The sequence below is a fragment of the Streptomyces sp. NPDC031497 genome, assembly GCF_055580905.1.
This window is the reverse complement of sequence record NZ_JBVIKO010000004.1, coordinates 191,714-208,025: the sequence shown is the minus strand read 5'-3', so window position 1 is coordinate 208,025 and position 16,312 is coordinate 191,714. Positions and strand designations below refer to the sequence as shown.

Below are 16,312 nucleotides of genomic sequence, written 5' to 3'. Positions count from 1 at the left end.
GCAAAGTGGTAGTTACAGGCAGGCAGCCGGAGGTGCACGTCCCGTGGCGTCCAATGTCAATCCCACCGTCAGGCGGCGCCGGCTGGGCCAGGAGCTGCGCAGGCTCCGCGAGCTCAAGGGCATGACGGCGGAGGAGGTGGCGGAGCGGTTGCTCGTCTCCCAGTCGAAGATCAGCCGGCTGGAGAACGGGCGCCGCAGCATCAGCCAGCGCGATGTCCGCGACCTGTGCGGGGTCTACGAGGTCGAGGACCAGCGGGTCGTCGAGTCCCTGATGGAGATGGCCAGGGATTCGCGGCAGCAAGGCTGGTGGCATGCGTTCGGAGACATCCCGTACAGCGTCTACATCGGCCTGGAGACCGATGCCGAGTCACTGAGGGTGTACGAACCCCAGCTGGTCACCGGGCTGTTGCAGACCCGGGCATACGCCGAGGCGCTGGTGCAGGGCGCGTTGCCGGAGACCTCCGCCGCCGACATCGAGAAGCGGGTCCAGGTGCGGATGCGGCGACAGGAACGTATCACCGCAGAACACAACCCCCTTCGCCTCTGGGTGGTGCTCGACGAGGCCGCGCTGCGCCGGCTCGTCGGCAACAGGCTCGTGATGCGCGAGCAGCTGGAGTACCTGATCGAGATGTCCCAGCAGCCGCACATCACCGTCCAGGTGCTGCCCTTCGAGGTGGGCGCGCATCCCGGCCTCAACGGCCAGTACGCGATCCTGGAGTTCGCCGACGCGGCCGACTCCAGCGTCGTCTACCTGGAGGGCGTGACCAGCGACCTGTACCTGGAGAAGGCCCACGACGTGCAGAAGTACGCCGTGATGTACGAGCACCTGCGGGCCCAGTCGCTGAACGTGGAGCAGTCCCGGCAGTTCATCGCCGACGCGGCCAAGGAGTACGCGCGCTGAGCCCTTCCGGACGGCGAGCGCCGGATCGTACACCGGCGCCACGCTCCAGCGGAAGGCTCTCCTGGAATATGCCATCCGGTCGAGTGAACGAGTGCTCCGGGCGAGGGAGTTGGCTAGTAGCGTCGATCACGCCAACCGATCAGAAGGTTGGCGTGAATGGCACTACACCAAGCACCACAGCAACTCGTTACAGGAGTGGACATGGCACTGCTTCAGGGCACCACGGAGACGTGGACGAAGTCCTCCTATTCCGCAGGGAACGGGGCGTGCGTCGAGGTCAAGTCGCCGACGACCGCTGGACTCGCCGTACGCGACTCCAAGGTCGAGAAGGGCCCGGTCCTCGCGTTCCCGACCGGAGCGTGGAACGCGTTCGTGGCCTCGGTCAAGGCGTAGGGGCCTCGCTGACCCATCGGCCACGCTCCCGACACGCACCACCACAACTGCACAAGCGTCACCTCAAGAGCCCTCTCGACTAGCTCGCCGTCCTTGCCGAGGGGGCTCGGCTTGTGCCCGTGCGGCCGGTCGTCGGACCGGCCGCCGCGTCACCTACCGGACGGGGAAGGCCACATCGCACACCGGGTCCTCCGGGCCCGCCGCGTCCCAGTCCGCGAAGTAGACCTCCCGGCACGGGCCGTCGTACTCCAGAGCGCCCTCCGGAGCGCCGTCCGGGCCACCCTGCCGGGCCACCCACCGCTCCACCGCCTCGAAGGCCGCCACGATCTGCGGATGCGCCACCTGCGCCTTGCTGATCCGCGTGTACGCCAGCGTGCGCGCCGGCTCGACGCGCACCTTCGTCTCCCAGGCCCGCCCGTGCCGCTCCGCCCAGGCCCGGGCCGCCGCCTCGTCCGCCACCGGGACACAGGCCTCGGCCGGCCCGTCGCTCTCCATGGACACCTCCGCGTAGTACACGACGAACGGCGCCCCGGCCACACCCCCGCACGCGCGGGCCGCCGCCTCCAGACGGCCCAGGGAGGCGGGAATCCAGACGGGCAGCTCGTCCGCCAAGGCGTGCCGCGTCTCGGTGATCACCACCTGCGCGGGTACCTCCACCGTCTCCACCGCGAACATCTCGTACATCTCGGGACTCCTTCCGGACAGCCGTCCACGGAGATATGCGGCAAGGGTCCGCTGCCCGGCGATCCGCCGCTCGACATCCGCCCAGTAGGCGGCCAGCAGCCCGGCGGCCGCGCTGCCGGCGGCCGAGCCACCGGTGGGCGAGCCACCGGTGGGCGTATCGCCGTCGGTCGCGCCGCCGTGCGCCGTGTCGCCGTCGGTCGTGCCGCCGTCCGCCGCCTCGATCACCTCGGCGATCCGCGCCAGGGGCATGTCCAGCCGGCGCAGCAGCGCCACCAGCCGGGCGCGCTCCACCTGCCCGGCCCGGTAGTACCGGTAGCCGGTCGCCCCGTCGACGTACGCCGGGGCCAGCAGCCCCAGCCGGTCGTACAGGCGCAGCGCCTTCGCCGAGAGCCGGGACCGCGCCGCGAACGCGCCGATCGTGAGCAGCTCCTCGTCCACAGCGTCCTCCACGGCCACATCCTCCGTCACCGGGCACCCGTGGCCCGACGCGACCGACGCTCGCCCCTGCCCCAGGGGCAAGGTCAAGCGGCGGGCACGGAACGCCGACGGCGGTCACGGGAGACCCTCTCCCGTGACCGCCGTCGCCAGTCTCGGGGCGTCAGCCGATGGCCTTCTCCACCGCGGCCACGACCTCCGCCGACTCCGGCTCGGTCTGCGGCGCGAACCGGCCGACGACCTGGCCGTCCCGGCCGATCAGGAACTTCTCGAAGTTCCAGCGGATGTCACCGGTGTGCCCCTCGCCGTCGGCGAAGTCCACCAGCCGCTGGTAGAGCGGATGCCGGTCATCCCCGTTGACCTCGACCTTCTCGGTCAGCGGGAAGGTCACGCCGTACGTCGCCGAGCAGAACTCGGCGATCTCCTCGGCGCTGCCCGGCTCCTGCCCCATGAACTGGTTGCAGGGCACCCCGAGCACGGTGAAGCCCTGCGCCGCGTACCGCTCCTGGAGCCGCTCCAGGCCGCTGTACTGCGGGGTCAGACCGCACTTGGAGGCCACGTTGACAATGAGCACGGCCTGGCCGGTGTAGCCCGGCAGATCGGCGGAACCGCCCTGGAGAGCACCGATCTCGATGTCGAGCACGGACCCGTTGTTCTCGGTAGTCGTCATAAACGGATGCTAACTCCGCTAAGTGTCGGACCGGCTCCCGGCCTCCACCAGCACGTCCCCCGCCGCCGTCCGCGAGTACAGCACCGACCGCGCTCCAGACGCGCCCGAGCCGGTGCGGATCCGGTCTGCGCCCCCTCGCCCCCCTCGCCTCCGTCGGCTGCGGTGCGAGTCTGGTGGTGCAGGAGCGGCTGATGAGCCTGACCCCCGACGAACTCGGCGGCCACGCCCTGGGGCTGCCCTCGGCGGGGATGCCGACCGTGCAGGGCGTGGGAGCGGCGCCGGCGGGCTCGGTGGCCCAGCTCACCTCGCCCGCCAGCGCGATGACGCTGACGGCGCTCGCGTCACTGGCCGTGACGCTGACGCCGGCTACTGCCGGTCGGCAGGAGCGGAGGATCCCGGCGACGGTTCCCGCGGATCCCGCGGGGCGGTGACCTCGGCCGCCGGCCCGAACCTGTCCGCGACGGCGGCGATCTGCTCGATCCCGGCCTTCAGCGCGGCCTGCCCCTCCGGTGCGTCCAGCTCCCGCTCGTTCTTCTCGACCTCCTGGTCGAGCCGCTTGGTGGCGCGCTCGAAGTAGCGCAGCAGCTCGACCGGGAAGGGCATCACCAGGGTCGAGTTCTTCTCGGCGGCCACCTCGACGACGGTCTGCAGGAGCCGCAGCTGCATCGCCTCGGGCGAGTCGGACATGATCCGGGAGGCGTTGGCGAGCTGCTGCGCGGCCTGGAACTCACCGTCCGCGGTGATGACGCGGGCCCGCCGCTCCCGTTCGGCCTCCGCCTGCCGGGACATGGACCGCTTCAGCGACTCCGGCAGCTGTACGTCCTTGATCTCGACGCGGTCGATGTGGATGCCCCACTCCGCGGCCGGGCTGTCGATCATCAGGGCGAGCCCCTCGTGCAGCCGCTCCCGGTCGGTGAGCAGGTCGTCGAGATCGCTCTTGCCGATGATGGACCGCAGCGACGACTGGGCGACCTGCCCGACGGCGAAGACGTAGTCCTGCACCTCGATGGCGGCGCGGATCGGGTCGGTGACCCGGAAGTAGACGACGGCGTCGACCTTCACGGACACGTTGTCCTTGGTGATGCCCTCCTGCGTGGGCACCGGCATCGTGACCACCTGCACGTTCACCTTGCGCATCCGGTCGGCGAAGGGGATGAGAAAGGTGATCCCCGGCTGCCGGTACGCCGGCAGCGCCTTGCCCCACCGGAACACGACCCCGCGGTCGACCTGGTTGACCACCCGCATCCCACTGCGCAGCACGAGCAGGACCACCACGACGACCAGTACGACCCCTACGACGGCGCCGTCCATCGGCACTCACTCCATTCTCCGAGCATTCCCCGACGAGATCCGGACAACGATCCGGCAAGGATGAGGACACCGGCCGGACCCCACGGGATGCGGGGGCAGGCGTCAGGAGTGCGTAAAGAAAACGAGCGGGATCCGCAGTCACCTCGGCACGATGTTCACCGCGCGGTACGGGTCCCGGTCCTGCCGGAACCCGGGAGCCTCCCAGCCGAACGTAACACTCGTGCTCCAAGGGGTTCTCGGCCCTGCGTGGGGCCGTCGTGCCAGGCCTACAGTGACGCCGGACGGTACCGGTGGGGGAGACCGTCCGGACGGCCCGGCGACGGGCCGGCGAGGGGGGGCGGACGAGTCGTGGCGGCGCAGACGAGAACCCGGACCGGAAGCCGGTCGGACCTACGGGGAGCACGGTTCACCGGCGTTCTGCTGCTGGCCGGTTCGGTGATCGCGGCAGTCGTCTGCACCTACCTGGCCACGGTGATGCTGCCGACCACCCTGGACCAGTACCGGGCGTACAAGGCGGCCGTGGCCTGCCCCGACACCCGGCCGGCCCGGGGCTCGCGGAACTGCGTCCGTACCGTCACCTTCACCGTGAAGCACACGGTGGTCCACGACGGGGGGCGGGGCGCCCAGTACCAGGCGACCCTGTCGGGGCCGTCCGGTGGGAGCAGCCTGGTCTCGTTCGGCGACCCGGGGCCGGTGCTGAGCGAGCTCCGGCCCGGGGACCGAGTCAGCGGCACGGTGTGGCGCGGTCACGTGATGCGGATCGCCCGGGACGGCGCCGAGCAGGCCACCGCCGACGAACCCCGTGACGAACCCCAGATGTACGCCGGCCTCGCCGTGACCGCGGGACTGCTGGCGGCGCTGAGCCTGTGGTTCGGGGCGGTACGACTCGTCAGGCCGCGGAACCCGGAGCCGTACACCTGGCGGCTCCTGGGCCGATGGCTGCTCGCGACCGTCCTGGTCGCCGGGCTCGTCTGGGGCTACGCCGCCCTGTGGTTCCACATCCCCTGGCAGGCCGTGCCCCCCGTTGCCGTGGCCCTCACGGCCGTCGCCGCCCGGGGCCTCGTCACCGCCCGCCGAGACCGGCCGCACCCCGCACCGCCACCGGCGGCCCCGGGCCGGTAGGACCGCGTCGGCGACGACGGCTCGCGCGCCGCCGAACCCGACGGCGGCCCACGCGGGAACGCCCGGCCGGGAAACCCCGGCCGGGCGCCTGATCCGCGTGAACCGCTCGCGCCCTTTCCGGGCGGGCGTGCCTAGTCGACGTCCACCGGACCGTCGTCCGACTTCCTCGCCTTGCTGGAGGGCAGCTGGAGCAGGCCGCTGCCGTTGCCCTCGCTCTTCTCGGGGCGGTGGCCGTCGGACTCCTGTCCGCCCAGGTTCTGCCGGACCGAATCGAGGATCGTCAGACCCTGGGAGACCAGTCCTGCGGCGATCTCGCCGAGGCCGTCCGCGCCGTTGAGGACGTTCACGTTGGCGCCGGCGAGACCGCCGGCCGCCTCCTTGACGATCTGCGGGAGCTGGTCGATCAGCATCCGGTCGAGCGCGACGCGGTCGTACGACGCCGCGGCCTCCGCCTGGATCTTCATCCGCTGCGCCTCGGCGGCCGCGAGGATCCTGACCCGCTCGGCCTCGGCCTCGGCGGGCCTCACGACCTCGGACACCAGCTGCTGCTGGCGCAGCTTGGCCTGGCGCTGGGCCAGCTCCGTCTGGGCGGCGAGCACCTCCTGCTGGGCGTGTGCCTGTGCGAGCGGTCCGGCCTGCGCGGCCTGCGCCTGGGCGCGGTCCACCTCGGCCGAGTACTCGGCCTTGACGATCGCGGTCTGCCGGGCGTACTCGGCCTGGTTGCGGGCCGCCACCTGCTCCGCCTCGACCGAGGCCTGGGTGGCCTGCGCCTGGGCGATCTGCGCCTGCCGCTGGATGGCCGCCTTGTGCGGGGCGGACATGGCGTCGATGTAGCCGACGTCGCCGTCGTCGATCGACTGGATCTGCAGCGAGTCGACGATCAGGCCGATCTTCGCCATCTCGGTCTTGGAGGTGTCCAGGACCTCCGCGGCGAGCTTCTGCCGCTCGGTGACGATCTCCTCGACGGTCATCGAGCCGATGATGGCCCGCAGGTGCCCGGCGAAGATCCGGCCGGTGAGCACCGACATCTGCTCCTGGTCGGAGAGAAAACGCTGGCCCGCGTTGATGATGCTCTCCTGGTCGTTGCCGACCTTGAAGGCGATGACCGCGCGGACGTGCAACGCGATGCCCTGTCTGGTCACGCAGGTCTCGGTGACCTCGGACTCACACATGGACAGGGTGAGGAACCGGACCTTCCGGAAGACCGGCAGCACGAACTTGCCGTGCCCCGTCACCACTCGGAACGGCGCGCCCCCCAGTCCCCGCCTGCCCCCCGAGATCAACATCGCCTCGTCGGGAGCGGGGACGCGGTATCCGAACATGCTTGTACTCCTCAGCCGGCCTCGGCTATGTCGCCGAGCGCGTCCAATGGATCCACCCACTCGATGACACAGACCTCGCGGCATCCACGTGATTCGATCACGAGCACCGTGGCGCCCACCGGCAGGGGATCCTCCGACCAGGCGAGGAAGGTCTCGGAGCCGCCTCGGACCCGCACCAGGATCTCGCCGGGGCCGGCGGAACCACGGGTTCCGATGAGTACCTGCCCCGTGCAGCCGATCACGGCATCGTCCTGCGGCATCACCGGCCGCCTTCCTCGTCCTGGCCCATGAATCCGACGATAGACCCACTCGGCCCGGGACCCAACGGCCAGGTAACTTCGGCCTCCCCACCGGAACGCCCACACCCCGGCCCACGGAGACCGTGCGACCGGCGTCGGCACCGGCCGGGCCGCGTCCTACCCGCCGGCCTCGTCCCTGTCGTCCCTGTCGTCCTGGCCGTCCCTGTCGTCCTGGCCGTCCCGGTCGTCCTCGAAGACGAAGAGCGGTTTGGCGCCGTGCGCGGGTGCTTCGGCGAACGCGATGGCTTCGGTGAAACGGTCGAGCGGGAAAGGCCGGCCCTCGGGGATGCTCAGCACCTCGTCGGCGACGAGACCGCGCACCTCGGACAGCGCGCGCAGCGCGTCCGCGGGCGAAGTGGTGCCGAACCAGCGGTTGAGCCAGAAGCCACGGACCGTTTTGGTCTCGTAGATGACCGAGCGGGCCTGCAACGGGATCGTCAGCGCTGCCGGGTCGGTCTGCCGGTGGGTGGAGAGCGCGCCGTAGACCACGACCACTCCTCCCGGAGCCAGGGCCTGGGACACCTGGGCCCCCACGTCGCCCGCGACACAGTCGGCGGCCTTGCGCACGCCGGCCGGTCCGGCGATCTCGGCCACACGCTCCAACAGGTCCTCGTCCTCGGTGCAGATGACCTCGTCCCCGCCGAGCGCCTTGATCTCCTCGACGGCGGCGCGCCGCCGTACGACGTTGATCGTGCGCATACCCAGATGTCTGGCCAGCTGGATGACGAGCCGGCCGACGGTGGAGCCCGCGGCCGTCTGCACCAGCCATTCACCCGGCTGTACGTCGAGTTCGCGCGTCACCAGGAGCAGCGCGGTCAACGGGTTGACGGCGAGTTGGCAGGCGCTGGAGTCGCTCAGCCGGTCGGGGACCGGCAGGAGCCGGTGGGCATCGGCGACCAGGTATTCCTGCCAGGTACCGGCCACCCGCGGCCCGGGTACGGCCGGGACCGCCACGGCCACCACGCGCTCGCCGGTCTTCAGGCCCTCGGTGTCCGGGCCCAGGGCCTCGATACGGCCCACGCATTCCATGTGCCCGCCGACCGTGGGAAACCCGGGGGAGAAGCCGTAGCGGCCACGCAGCACATGCAGATCGCTGGCGTGAATCGGAGTCGCCGTCACGCGGACCAACGCCTGCCCGGTCTCCGGCGTGGGAACGGGCCGGGATTCCAGCCGCAGGACATCGGCCGGCTCGCCGACCGTTCCCGCTACGAGCGCGCGCATGGATCGTGGCATGAGTGACCTCGCCTCCCGGCGCCCGACGCATGCCCTGCGAGGTCCGCCGTGAGAGCCCCAGGAACCCCCGACATCACGCTAAGCGCCACGGACAGCCCCTGCAATCCAGCGTCCCGGCCGCCGGTCCCGCGCCGGGGCGCGGGACCGGCGGTCCGGTCACTTCTGGACCACGGCGCTGTCCAGGGCGATGTTGTGCCCGCCGCTGGCGGGGTTGATGTCGGGTGCGACGGTGACCACGACGGTGTGGGGTCCGGCCGGCAGTTGCGGACTGGTCCACACGCTCGACGAAGCCGCCCGCCCGGGCGCGTAGTTGTCCACCTTCACGGGGACCGAGCCGTCGACGCTGACGTACATGCGCCCCTGGTCGGTGTCGCGGACGGCCCGCAGGGTCACCTGCCGGCCCGTGAAGTGCAGCAGCGCCGTCGAGCCGGGAACATAACTCCAGTTGGCGGTGGTGTTGTACATGTCGCCCACGCCGTTGGTCTGTCCCCAGTTCGTTCCGTACCGGAAGTAGTCCGGTCCGCTGCTCGTCACGGCGGCGTCCACGGTCGTGCTGCCCTGGCCGGCGGGGACGACGGTGACGAGGAAGGCGTCCTGGGCGGCCGTTCCGGCGAGCGACAGGTGCACGCTGTCGGTGCCGGCCGGAACGGTCTGACTGCTGACGGTGACGGGCTGCTCCAGGGGCGCCTGGTCGGGAACGCGCTGGACGGTGACGGTGACGCCGCTGCCGCCGGACAGTGCCGGGCTGGTCAGGCCGTTGACGGTGAGATCCGCCGAGGGGACGCCGGAGGTCGCCGCGGCCAGCACCGAGGCCCTCCTGCGCACCGGATCGACGGTGGCGAGGGCGGCGAGCGTGCCCTGCGTACTGACCTGTGCCCGAGAGCCGGTCATGTCGGCGTAGCCCTTGTAGACCCACCACTGGCCGGTCGGCCGCAGCACACCGTTGCTGCGGACCAGGACGCCGTCGAGAGTCCCCGCCGCACAGCAGTCGTCCCAGATGGCGTGGGAGGCGGAATCGATACCGGAGCCCGCCAACTGGGCCAGGTACCAGGCCTGATAACCGGCGTGCTGCTCATCGCCGTGGAGGTACTCGTTCATCGACAGCGGCAGGCCGCCCAGCCCTTTGGAGTCGAGCAGGGAGCGCATGGTCTGGGCGTCGGCGACGGGCGTGCCGCTGAAATGCCAGTTGATGACGTCGGGAACGGTACCGGCGGCTTTGGTGTGGTCGAGGAAGGGAGAGACGTTGTTGGGACTGAAGTCCCACAGGGAGGGGCCCACGATCACCGCCTGCGGGGCGGCGGCCCGCAGCTCACGTACCGCGGTGTCCCACATCTGGTAGTACTGCGTGGTGTTGAAGCCGGGCGGGAAGAACGCGCCGGTGGGCTCGTTCCAGATGTCGTAGCGGACCTTGACCCCGGAGGCGGCGACATCGGCGGCCAGGCGGCGCAGGAAGGCCTGCCAGTTGCCGCAGTCACCGCCGGTGCAGGGATAGACGGTGGCGGCGGGCTGGGTGGTGTCGGCACCCCAGATGTCGCTGACGAGCAGGTCGTAGGTGCCCTCGTAGGGCGGTGTGGTGAGCCTGCGGGCCTGGGCGAGTGCGGAGTTGAGGCGGCGGGTGTAACCGCTGCCGGGGGTGTAGTTGTCGCCGACCCATCCGCCGCCGTCGAGACGGGCCCCGCCGCCACGCGCCGAGCGGGGAGCGAGCGGGGCCAGCAGGCTGTCGTCAGGGCCGCTCCCGTCCTCGCTCAGCCCGTACAGAAAGCCGCTCCCGACTCCGGTGGCAGCGCCCTGGGTGGTGCGCAGGTCGACGGTGACGGCCTGGCCGGCGGCGTGCGCCGGTGCGGTCGCGGCCAGCTGGCCGCCGGTGACGAGCAGGGCGAGCGCGGCGAGCAGCGCGGCCAGTCCGCGGCGGCGGCGAATACCGGTGCCGCCGGCCGGATGCGGGTCGGTCGGGTGCAGGCCGGCCGGGTCCGGGCCGGTCGGGTGCAGGCCGGCCGGGTGCGGGTCGGTCGGGTGCGGGCCGGGCGGTGGGGAATTCAGGGGGTGTGACATGGCGTGTCCCTTCTTTGTCCGCAGCCCGGTGGGCTGGGGCGGCTCCGGGGGACGGCCGCCTGAGCGGCGGCCTGCTTCAGTGCTGCCTTCGGTGCTGCCTTCAGTGCTGCCTTCTGTGCTGTCTTCGGTGGTGCGTTCGGTGCTGCCTTCGGGGCTGCTTCAGTGGGCGAACGCGGCGGCGATGGCGGAGCCGGCGCGGACGAAGACCGGGATGCGGTCGAGCGGTGCGTCGGCGGGGACCGTCCGGCCGCCCGGGTGGAGGTGGTGGCCGGCCGTGTCGATCCAGTCCGCGCCCGCGGGCAGGTAGACCTGGCGGCGGCGCTCGCCGAGCCGGGTGACGGGGGCGACGAGCAGGTCGGGGCCGCACAGGAACTGGTCCTCGACCGTCCAGGCGGTGGCGTCGTCGGGGAAGTCGAAGAACAGCGGGCGGATGACGGGGGCGCCGCTGGCGGCGGCCGTGGTCATCTGCCGGTGCAGGTAGGGACGCAGATCCTGGCGCAGCCGGAGCTGACCGGTGAGGATCTCGTAGGCCTCCTCGCCGTACGACCACAGCTCGTTGGGGCCGCCGCTGTGACCGGCGGCGAAGCTGTCGCGCGGCTCGCGGTGGCCGTGCATGCGCAGCAGCGGGCAGAAGACGGCGAACTGGAACCAGCGGATGACCAGTTCGCGGTAGTCGGGGTCGTCGGGGTCGCCGCCGTGGAATCCGCCGATGTCGGTGGTCCACCACGGGATGCCGCTCAGCCCGGCGCTCAGCCCGGCACGTAGCTGCGAGGCCAGGGCCCCGAACGTGGCCGGGATGTCGCCCGACCACAGGGCGGCCCCGTAGGCCTGGCTGCCGGCCCAGGCGGACCGCACCAGACTCACCGGGACCTCTTCACCCGCGGCGCGTGTGTGCTCGTAGAAGCCCCGGACGTGTTCGCGCGGGTAGAGGTTGGCCACCGAGCTGCCGGGGCCCGCCGCGTAGCGCAGGTTGCCGAACTGCTCGGGGAACATCTCCGGTTCGCACGCGTCCAGCCACCACAGCCGGAAGCCGAGGTCGAAGTAGTTGCGCTTGATACGGCTCCACACGAAGTCGCGGGCCCGTTCGTCGGTCGGGTCGTAGAAGGCCACCGGCAGGGGCTCGCCGGCGAACTGGCCGTCGGGGAAGACGTGCTGGAACGGCTGGCCCTGCTCGGTGCCGACCAGCAGCCGCTCGTCGCGCATGCGGGCGTAGTTCTCGCTCAGGACGCTGACGGACGGCCAGACCGACAGGAGCGGCCGTACCCCCATGGCTTCGAGCTCGGCCACCATCCCCGCAGGGTCGGGCCAGTCGGTCTCGTCGAAGCGCCAGTCGCCCAGGTGCGGCCAGTGGAAGTAGTCGACGGCGATGACCGACAGCGGCAGGCCCCGCCGCTGGTAGGCGCGGGCCACCTCCAGCAGTTCGTCCTGGGTGCGGTAGCGCAGCCGGGACTGCCACAGGCCGAGGGCCCATTCCGGCAGCACGGGAGCGTGCCCGGTGGCGTCGGCGTAGTGGTGCATGATGCCGGCCGGTGTGGGGTGGGTGGTGATCCAGTAGTCGATCTGTTCGGCGGCGTCGGCGACCCAGCGCGTCTGGTTGGCGGCCAGTTCCACCCGCCCGACGGCCGGCTGGTTCCACAGCAGGCCGTAGCCGCGGGAGGAGAGGGTGAAGGGGATGGTGACCTCACCGTTGCGCTGCACGAGATCGATCACCATGTGCTTGTGGTCCAGGCGCCCGTGCGAGTGCTGGCCCAGCCCGAAGAAGCGCTCCCCGTCGTAGGAGGCGAACCGCTGGTCGATCCGGCAGCCGTGGTCACCGGCCGGGGTGAACTGGCGCGGGCCGGGCCACGCGAAGTGCCCCACGCTCTCGCGCAGCAGCTCCGCCCCGTCCTCGGTGCGCACGAAACGCAGCCGCCCCTGCGGCGACAGCTCCACCCGCAGGCGTCCGACGGTGAGGATCCTGGTGCCGGACGCGTCCGTGTGCACATGAGCCTCGGCGGCGGCGGGCGAAGCGCTCAGGGCGCCGGGCAGGCCGTCGCGGATCCCGTGGCGGGCCGCCCGCACCCGGACGCTGTCGGGGCCCCAGGGCTCCACCCGGAGGACGTGCTCGGCGTCACCGAACTCGAGCCGGCAGGCCGTGGCATCGGTGACATCAGAAACATCAGGAACATCGGGGGTATCGGGAACATCGGAGGCTTCGGGGGCGGACACGGGGATGGGGTGCTCGGCTGCCTGGGGGGTCGGCGGGACGGGCGGTGTGGTGGTGTCGGGCAGGGACACACTGCTCCTTTCGACAGAGCGGGGTGGAGCGGGAGACGGCGGTATCGCGGAGCACCCACCGGACGGCGCGGACAGTCCTTGCGGTCAGTCCTTGACCGCGCCGCCGGTGAGACCGGCCGCCACATGCCGCTGGGCGATGACCAGCAACAGGGCCGCGGGCAGGGAGGAGATGACGGCCGTGGCCATCACCGAGTTCCAGCTGGTGGTGTTGGTGCCGGCGCCGATGTAGTCGTACAGGCCCACCGTGATGGGCTTCCAGGTGGTGGAGTTGAGGTTGAGCGTGGTGGCGAACAGGAAGTCGCCCCAGGCGAAGAGGAACGCGAACAGCCCGGACGTGATCAGCGCGTTGCGGGACATGGGCAGCACGATCCGGCAGAAGGCACCTACGGTCCCCGCGCCGTCCAGCGAAGCCGCCTCCAGCACGGAACGGGGAATGCCCGTCATGAAGGCCCGCAGGATCAGCACGGCGAACGGTACGGCGAGGGTGGCGTCCGCGAGGATCAGCGCCGGCGCCGAGTCGAGGATTCCCGCGGAGGCGAAGATCCGGTACAGGGCGTTGGCCATCACGATGCCCGGCACCAGCTGGACCACGAGCAGCACGCTCAGCAGCGTTCTGCCGCCCGTTGTGCGCAGCAGCGCCAGGGCGTAGGCAGCCGGGGCGGCGACGGCCAGGGTCAGGAGGGTGGCACCGGCCGCGATGACCAACGAGGCCAGCAGGTGGCCGCCCTGCTGGGACAGCGCGTCCCGGTAGCCGCTGAGGGTGCCGCCCCAGGGCAGCCAGTGCGGGGAGCGCCGGGCCAGCTGCTGATTGGTCTGGAAGGAGGCGTTCACCATCCAGTAGAGCGGAAACAGCATGACCGCGACGATGGCGACACCGGCCGTGGTCTTGATCCAGGACGGCACGGACCGGCGCCGGCGGGTACGGCGTGCGCCGTCGGCAAGAGCCGCACCGGCCCGGACGGGAGCGTGGACAGTCATGTCAGTGGTTCTCCGCTTCGGCACGTAGCGAGCGCAGATAGAACAGTGCGAAGACGGCGGCCACCACGATGAGCAGGTTTCCCGCCGCCGCGCCGAGCCCGAACTCCGCGAGGCCGCCGAAGGACAGCTGGTAGGCATAGGTGGTGACGGTGTGGGTGGCGTTGGCCGGTCCGCCCTTGGTCATCACCCAGATCACGTCGAAGACCTTGAGCGTGTAGATCAGACCGAGCGTCAGCACGACGCCGATCACCGGTCTGAGCTGCGGCAGGGTGATGTGACGGAACTGCTGGCGCCGTCCGGCGCCGTCCAGGGCGGCCGCCTCGTACAGCTCCGCCGGAACGGCCTGCAGACCGCCGTAGAGGATGACCATGTTGAACGGCACACCGATCCACACGTTGCAGATCAGCACGGCGACCATCGCGGTGCCAGGTTCGTTGAGCCACGGCACCGGGTCCTGCACGAGGTGCAGGTTGAGCAGGATCTGGTTGACGACACCGTTGCTGGTGTCGAGCATCCAGCGGAACAGCGTGCCGGAGACCACCAGCGGCAGCAGCCACGGGATCAGCAGCAGCGCGCGCAGCAACTGGCTCAGCGGAAAGGCACGGTGGAAGAACTCCGCGAGCCCCAGCCCGATGGTGAACTGGAAGAAGAGGGAACCCGCGACGAACACCAGCGTGTTGACCACGGTCGTGTGGAAGACCGGATCGCCCAGCAGCTTCGTGTAGTTGTCGAGGCCGTTGAAGGGGGCCTTGCCGCTGTAGAGGGACGTGATGCCGTAGTCCTGGAACGACAGCACGACGTTACGGCCCAGCGGATACAGGTAGAACACCGCGACGAACACGACGACCGGCACGACGAATCCGAGGCCCAGCCGCCGGCTGCGCACCGACCAGGCGGCAGGCCCGGACGGCCGCGGCGACGACCCGCCGCCGGACACGACGGGGACGTCCTTGGACACTGCCAACGCCACCGCTACCTCCTCCCCGCCCCGACCCCGGGCCGGCATACGACGACGGTCCCGGGCCGGCATTCGGCGGCGGTTCCGGGCCCGCATTCGGCGTCGGTTCCGGGCCGCCGTCCGGCCCCGACCCCGGGCCGGTATCCGGCGACGGTTCCGAGCCGCCGTCCGGCGATGGCCCCGGGCCGCCATTCGGTGGTGGCCCCGGGCCGGTATCCGGCCGTGGTCGCGGTCCTCATCGCGTCGCCTCGCGCTGCGCCTCGGTCAGGGCCGCCGCCGGCGACTTGCCGCTCGACAGCGCGGCCTGCACGGCCGTCCACATGGCCTGGGAGTACTTCGGGTAGTCCGCTCCGAGTTCCGCCGTTCGGCCCTTGGCCGAGCCGATGGTCTTCACGAACGTCTTCATCTCCGGTACCGAGGAGGCCAGTTCGGCGGCCGCCGACTCGTCGGACGGTACGTAGTTGGTGAGTTTCGCCCAGGCCAGGCTGTTGTCCTTCGCCACCATGCACCTGATGACCTCGGCCGCCTTGCGGGCCTTGTCGCCGTTGTTGCCGGCCGCCCACACCTCGCCGCCCAGGGCACTCGAGGACGTGCCGCCGGCCGGGGCGGGAACCGGCACGACGCCGAAGTCCTTCATCCCCGCCTTCTGCAACTGGGGCAGCTGCCAGGGCCCGTTGACCATCATGGCCAGAGAACCGTTCGCGAACTGCTCCTCGACGTTCGCCTGCGTCCAGCTGAGCACGTCCTTGGGCGCGGCACCCGAGGCGACCAGGTCCTTGAGGAGCTGCAGCGCGGCCACGGCCTGCGGCGAGTCGAGCTTCTTCAGCGAGGCACCCGAGCTGAAGAAGAAGGACTCGAACTGGAAACTGCCCTCTTCCGTGGCCGGCACCGCGAAGCCGATACCGCGCACCTTCTCGCCGTCGGTGAGCTTCTTGGCCGCCGTGCGCAACTCGTCCCAGGTGCGGGGCGGTTGGACGCCCGCCTTCTTGAACATCGCCGTGTTGTAGTACAGCGCCAGCTGGTTCACACCTGGCGCCACCCCGTACAGCTTCCCCTGGTACTGACCCGCGGCGACGATGTTCGGGTACAGCCCGTCCGTGCTCAGACCGGCCGCACCGAGGTCGGCCAGGGCCCCGGTGGCGGCGAGTTGCTGCAGGTCGGGATTGTCGAGCAGGACCAGATCCGGTATCGCCCGGCTGCCGGCCAACTGCATCAGCTTGGTCCGCAGTTCCGGCACCACCTGCCGCTTGACGGTGACCCCGGCCTTGTCACCGCACTGCTTGAGCTGCTTGGGCAACGCGCTGTGCAGCGGCTCCGTGTTGTAGTAGTCCATCTCGGTCAGGGTGATCGTCTTGCCCTCCGCGGAGTCGGACGAAGAGCTTCCGCCGCAGGCGGTCAGTACGAGACCAGTTGCGGCGAGCAGCGCCGTCAGGGGGACGAACGAGCGGGGACGGCGGGATCTGACAGGGGTGGACATGGCGGCTCCAGGAATGAAGGGATGCGCGGACGGTGCGGGCGGTGCGGGCGGTGTGCCCGGCCGACGCAGGGCAGGCAGGGCAGACGAGGGACCGCACTGTGACGGCGGGTGTGACCGGCTGGGGGAGTGCCGGCCGAAGACGGGGCCGGGACAGGCGGGGACCTGATGCCGGTGTCAGCGCGGTCGAGATGCGCGCGGGG

At 71.0% G+C, this 16,312-nt stretch carries 14 protein-coding genes and 1 pseudogene; 4 read left to right on the top strand and 11 right to left on the bottom strand.

Annotation, left to right across the window (positions count from 1 at the left end; genetic code table 11):
• The first annotated feature begins 43 nt into the window (after positions 1-43).
• The gene (locus ACZ5K7_RS09610; protein WP_351711674.1) at positions 44-901 is read left to right on the top strand and encodes a helix-turn-helix domain-containing protein; all 858 of its coding nucleotides are present in this window, start codon (positions 44-46) and stop codon (positions 899-901) included.
• 201 nt (positions 902-1,102) lie between these two features.
• Positions 1,103-1,294, top strand: coding sequence for a DUF397 domain-containing protein (locus tag ACZ5K7_RS09605; RefSeq protein WP_351711676.1), 192 nt, complete (start codon positions 1,103-1,105; stop codon positions 1,292-1,294).
• Positions 1,295-1,447: 153 nt separating this feature from the next.
• Here the strand turns inward: ACZ5K7_RS09605 and ACZ5K7_RS09600 are convergent, their stop codons facing one another.
• Complete coding sequence (locus ACZ5K7_RS09600) at positions 1,448-2,446, bottom strand: MerR family transcriptional regulator (protein ID WP_468912208.1); 999 nt, start codon at positions 2,444-2,446, stop codon at positions 1,448-1,450.
• Between the two features lie 130 nt (positions 2,447-2,576).
• Entirely contained in the window at positions 2,577-3,083 is a 507-nt protein-coding gene (locus tag ACZ5K7_RS09595) for a glutathione peroxidase (RefSeq protein ID WP_351711680.1), read from the bottom strand.
• 143 nt (positions 3,084-3,226) lie between these two features.
• Between ACZ5K7_RS09595 and ACZ5K7_RS09590 the strand changes: the two are divergent.
• Positions 3,227-3,514: pseudogene (locus ACZ5K7_RS09590) on the top strand (MFS transporter); the annotation flags it as partial.
• Here ACZ5K7_RS09590 and ACZ5K7_RS09585 read toward each other — a convergent pair.
• On the bottom strand, positions 3,450-4,394 hold the full coding sequence (locus ACZ5K7_RS09585) for a slipin family protein (protein ID WP_468912206.1): 945 nt from the start codon (positions 4,392-4,394) through the stop codon (positions 3,450-3,452). The pseudogene ACZ5K7_RS09590 and the gene ACZ5K7_RS09585 sit on opposite strands and share 65 nt — an antisense overlap.
• A 348-nt stretch (positions 4,395-4,742) precedes the next feature.
• Between ACZ5K7_RS09585 and ACZ5K7_RS09580 the strand changes: the two genes are divergently transcribed.
• Positions 4,743-5,516, top strand: a complete 774-nt coding sequence (locus tag ACZ5K7_RS09580) for a hypothetical protein (RefSeq protein ID WP_468912204.1) — start codon at positions 4,743-4,745, stop codon at positions 5,514-5,516.
• A gap of 131 nt (positions 5,517-5,647) precedes the next feature.
• Here ACZ5K7_RS09580 and ACZ5K7_RS09575 read toward each other — a convergent pair whose 3' ends face one another.
• The 8 genes from ACZ5K7_RS09575 to ACZ5K7_RS09540 all read right to left on the bottom strand — a co-directional run bounded on the left by ACZ5K7_RS09575 (position 5,648) and on the right by ACZ5K7_RS09540 (position 16,112).
• On the bottom strand, positions 5,648-6,838 hold the full coding sequence (locus ACZ5K7_RS09575; RefSeq protein WP_351711684.1) for an SPFH domain-containing protein: 1,191 nt from the start codon (positions 6,836-6,838) through the stop codon (positions 5,648-5,650).
• An 11-nt stretch (positions 6,839-6,849) separates the two neighbouring features.
• On the bottom strand, positions 6,850-7,098 hold the full coding sequence (locus ACZ5K7_RS09570) for a hypothetical protein (protein WP_351711686.1): 249 nt from the start codon (positions 7,096-7,098) through the stop codon (positions 6,850-6,852).
• Positions 7,099-7,254: 156 nt separating this feature from the next.
• A complete protein-coding gene (locus tag ACZ5K7_RS09565; RefSeq protein ID WP_468912202.1) occupies positions 7,255-8,358 on the bottom strand; it encodes a zinc-dependent alcohol dehydrogenase family protein in 1,104 nt (367 codons plus the stop codon).
• Positions 8,359-8,526: 168 nt separating this feature from the next.
• The gene (locus ACZ5K7_RS09560; protein WP_468912200.1) at positions 8,527-10,422 is read right to left on the bottom strand and encodes a beta-xylosidase; all 1,896 of its coding nucleotides are present in this window, start codon (positions 10,420-10,422) and stop codon (positions 8,527-8,529) included.
• Positions 10,423-10,581: 159 nt separating this feature from the next.
• Positions 10,582-12,699, bottom strand: coding sequence for a glycoside hydrolase family 31 protein (locus ACZ5K7_RS09555; RefSeq protein ID WP_468912198.1), 2,118 nt, complete (start codon positions 12,697-12,699; stop codon positions 10,582-10,584).
• A gap of 84 nt (positions 12,700-12,783) precedes the next feature.
• The gene (locus ACZ5K7_RS09550) at positions 12,784-13,677 is read right to left on the bottom strand and encodes a carbohydrate ABC transporter permease (protein WP_450972067.1); all 894 of its coding nucleotides are present in this window, start codon (positions 13,675-13,677) and stop codon (positions 12,784-12,786) included.
• Position 13,678: 1 nt separating this feature from the next.
• Positions 13,679-14,641: a carbohydrate ABC transporter permease gene (locus ACZ5K7_RS09545; protein WP_468912595.1), complete on the bottom strand. Its 963-nt coding sequence runs from the start codon at positions 14,639-14,641 to the stop codon at positions 13,679-13,681.
• 229 nt (positions 14,642-14,870) lie between these two features.
• Complete coding sequence (locus ACZ5K7_RS09540) at positions 14,871-16,112, bottom strand: sugar ABC transporter substrate-binding protein (RefSeq protein WP_351711696.1); 1,242 nt, start codon at positions 16,110-16,112, stop codon at positions 14,871-14,873.
• Positions 16,113-16,312: the final 200 nt, after the last annotated feature.

Bases quoted from the DNA above. Each gene is read 5' to 3' on its own strand.
- ACZ5K7_RS09585 (WP_468912206.1), bottom strand. From the start codon at position 4,394: ATGGACGGCGCCGTCGTAGGGGTCGTACTGGTCGTCGTGGTGGTCCTG.
- ACZ5K7_RS09575 (WP_351711684.1), bottom strand. From the start codon at position 6,838: ATGTTCGGATACCGCGTCCCCGCTCCCGACGAGGCGATGTTGATCTCG.
- ACZ5K7_RS09570 (WP_351711686.1), bottom strand. From the start codon at position 7,098: ATGCCGCAGGACGATGCCGTGATCGGCTGCACGGGGCAGGTACTCATC.
- ACZ5K7_RS09560 (WP_468912200.1), bottom strand. From the start codon at position 10,422: ATGTCACACCCCCTGAATTCCCCACCGCCCGGCCCGCACCCGACCGAC.
- ACZ5K7_RS09550 (WP_450972067.1), bottom strand. From the start codon at position 13,677: ATGACTGTCCACGCTCCCGTCCGGGCCGGTGCGGCTCTTGCCGACGGC.
- ACZ5K7_RS09565 (WP_468912202.1), bottom strand. From the start codon at position 8,358: ATGCGCGCGCTCGTAGCGGGAACGGTCGGCGAGCCGGCCGATGTCCTG.
- ACZ5K7_RS09595 (WP_351711680.1), bottom strand. From the start codon at position 3,083: ATGACGACTACCGAGAACAACGGGTCCGTGCTCGACATCGAGATCGGT.
- ACZ5K7_RS09605 (WP_351711676.1), top strand. From the start codon at position 1,103: ATGGCACTGCTTCAGGGCACCACGGAGACGTGGACGAAGTCCTCCTAT.
- ACZ5K7_RS09540 (WP_351711696.1), bottom strand. From the start codon at position 16,112: ATGTCCACCCCTGTCAGATCCCGCCGTCCCCGCTCGTTCGTCCCCCTG.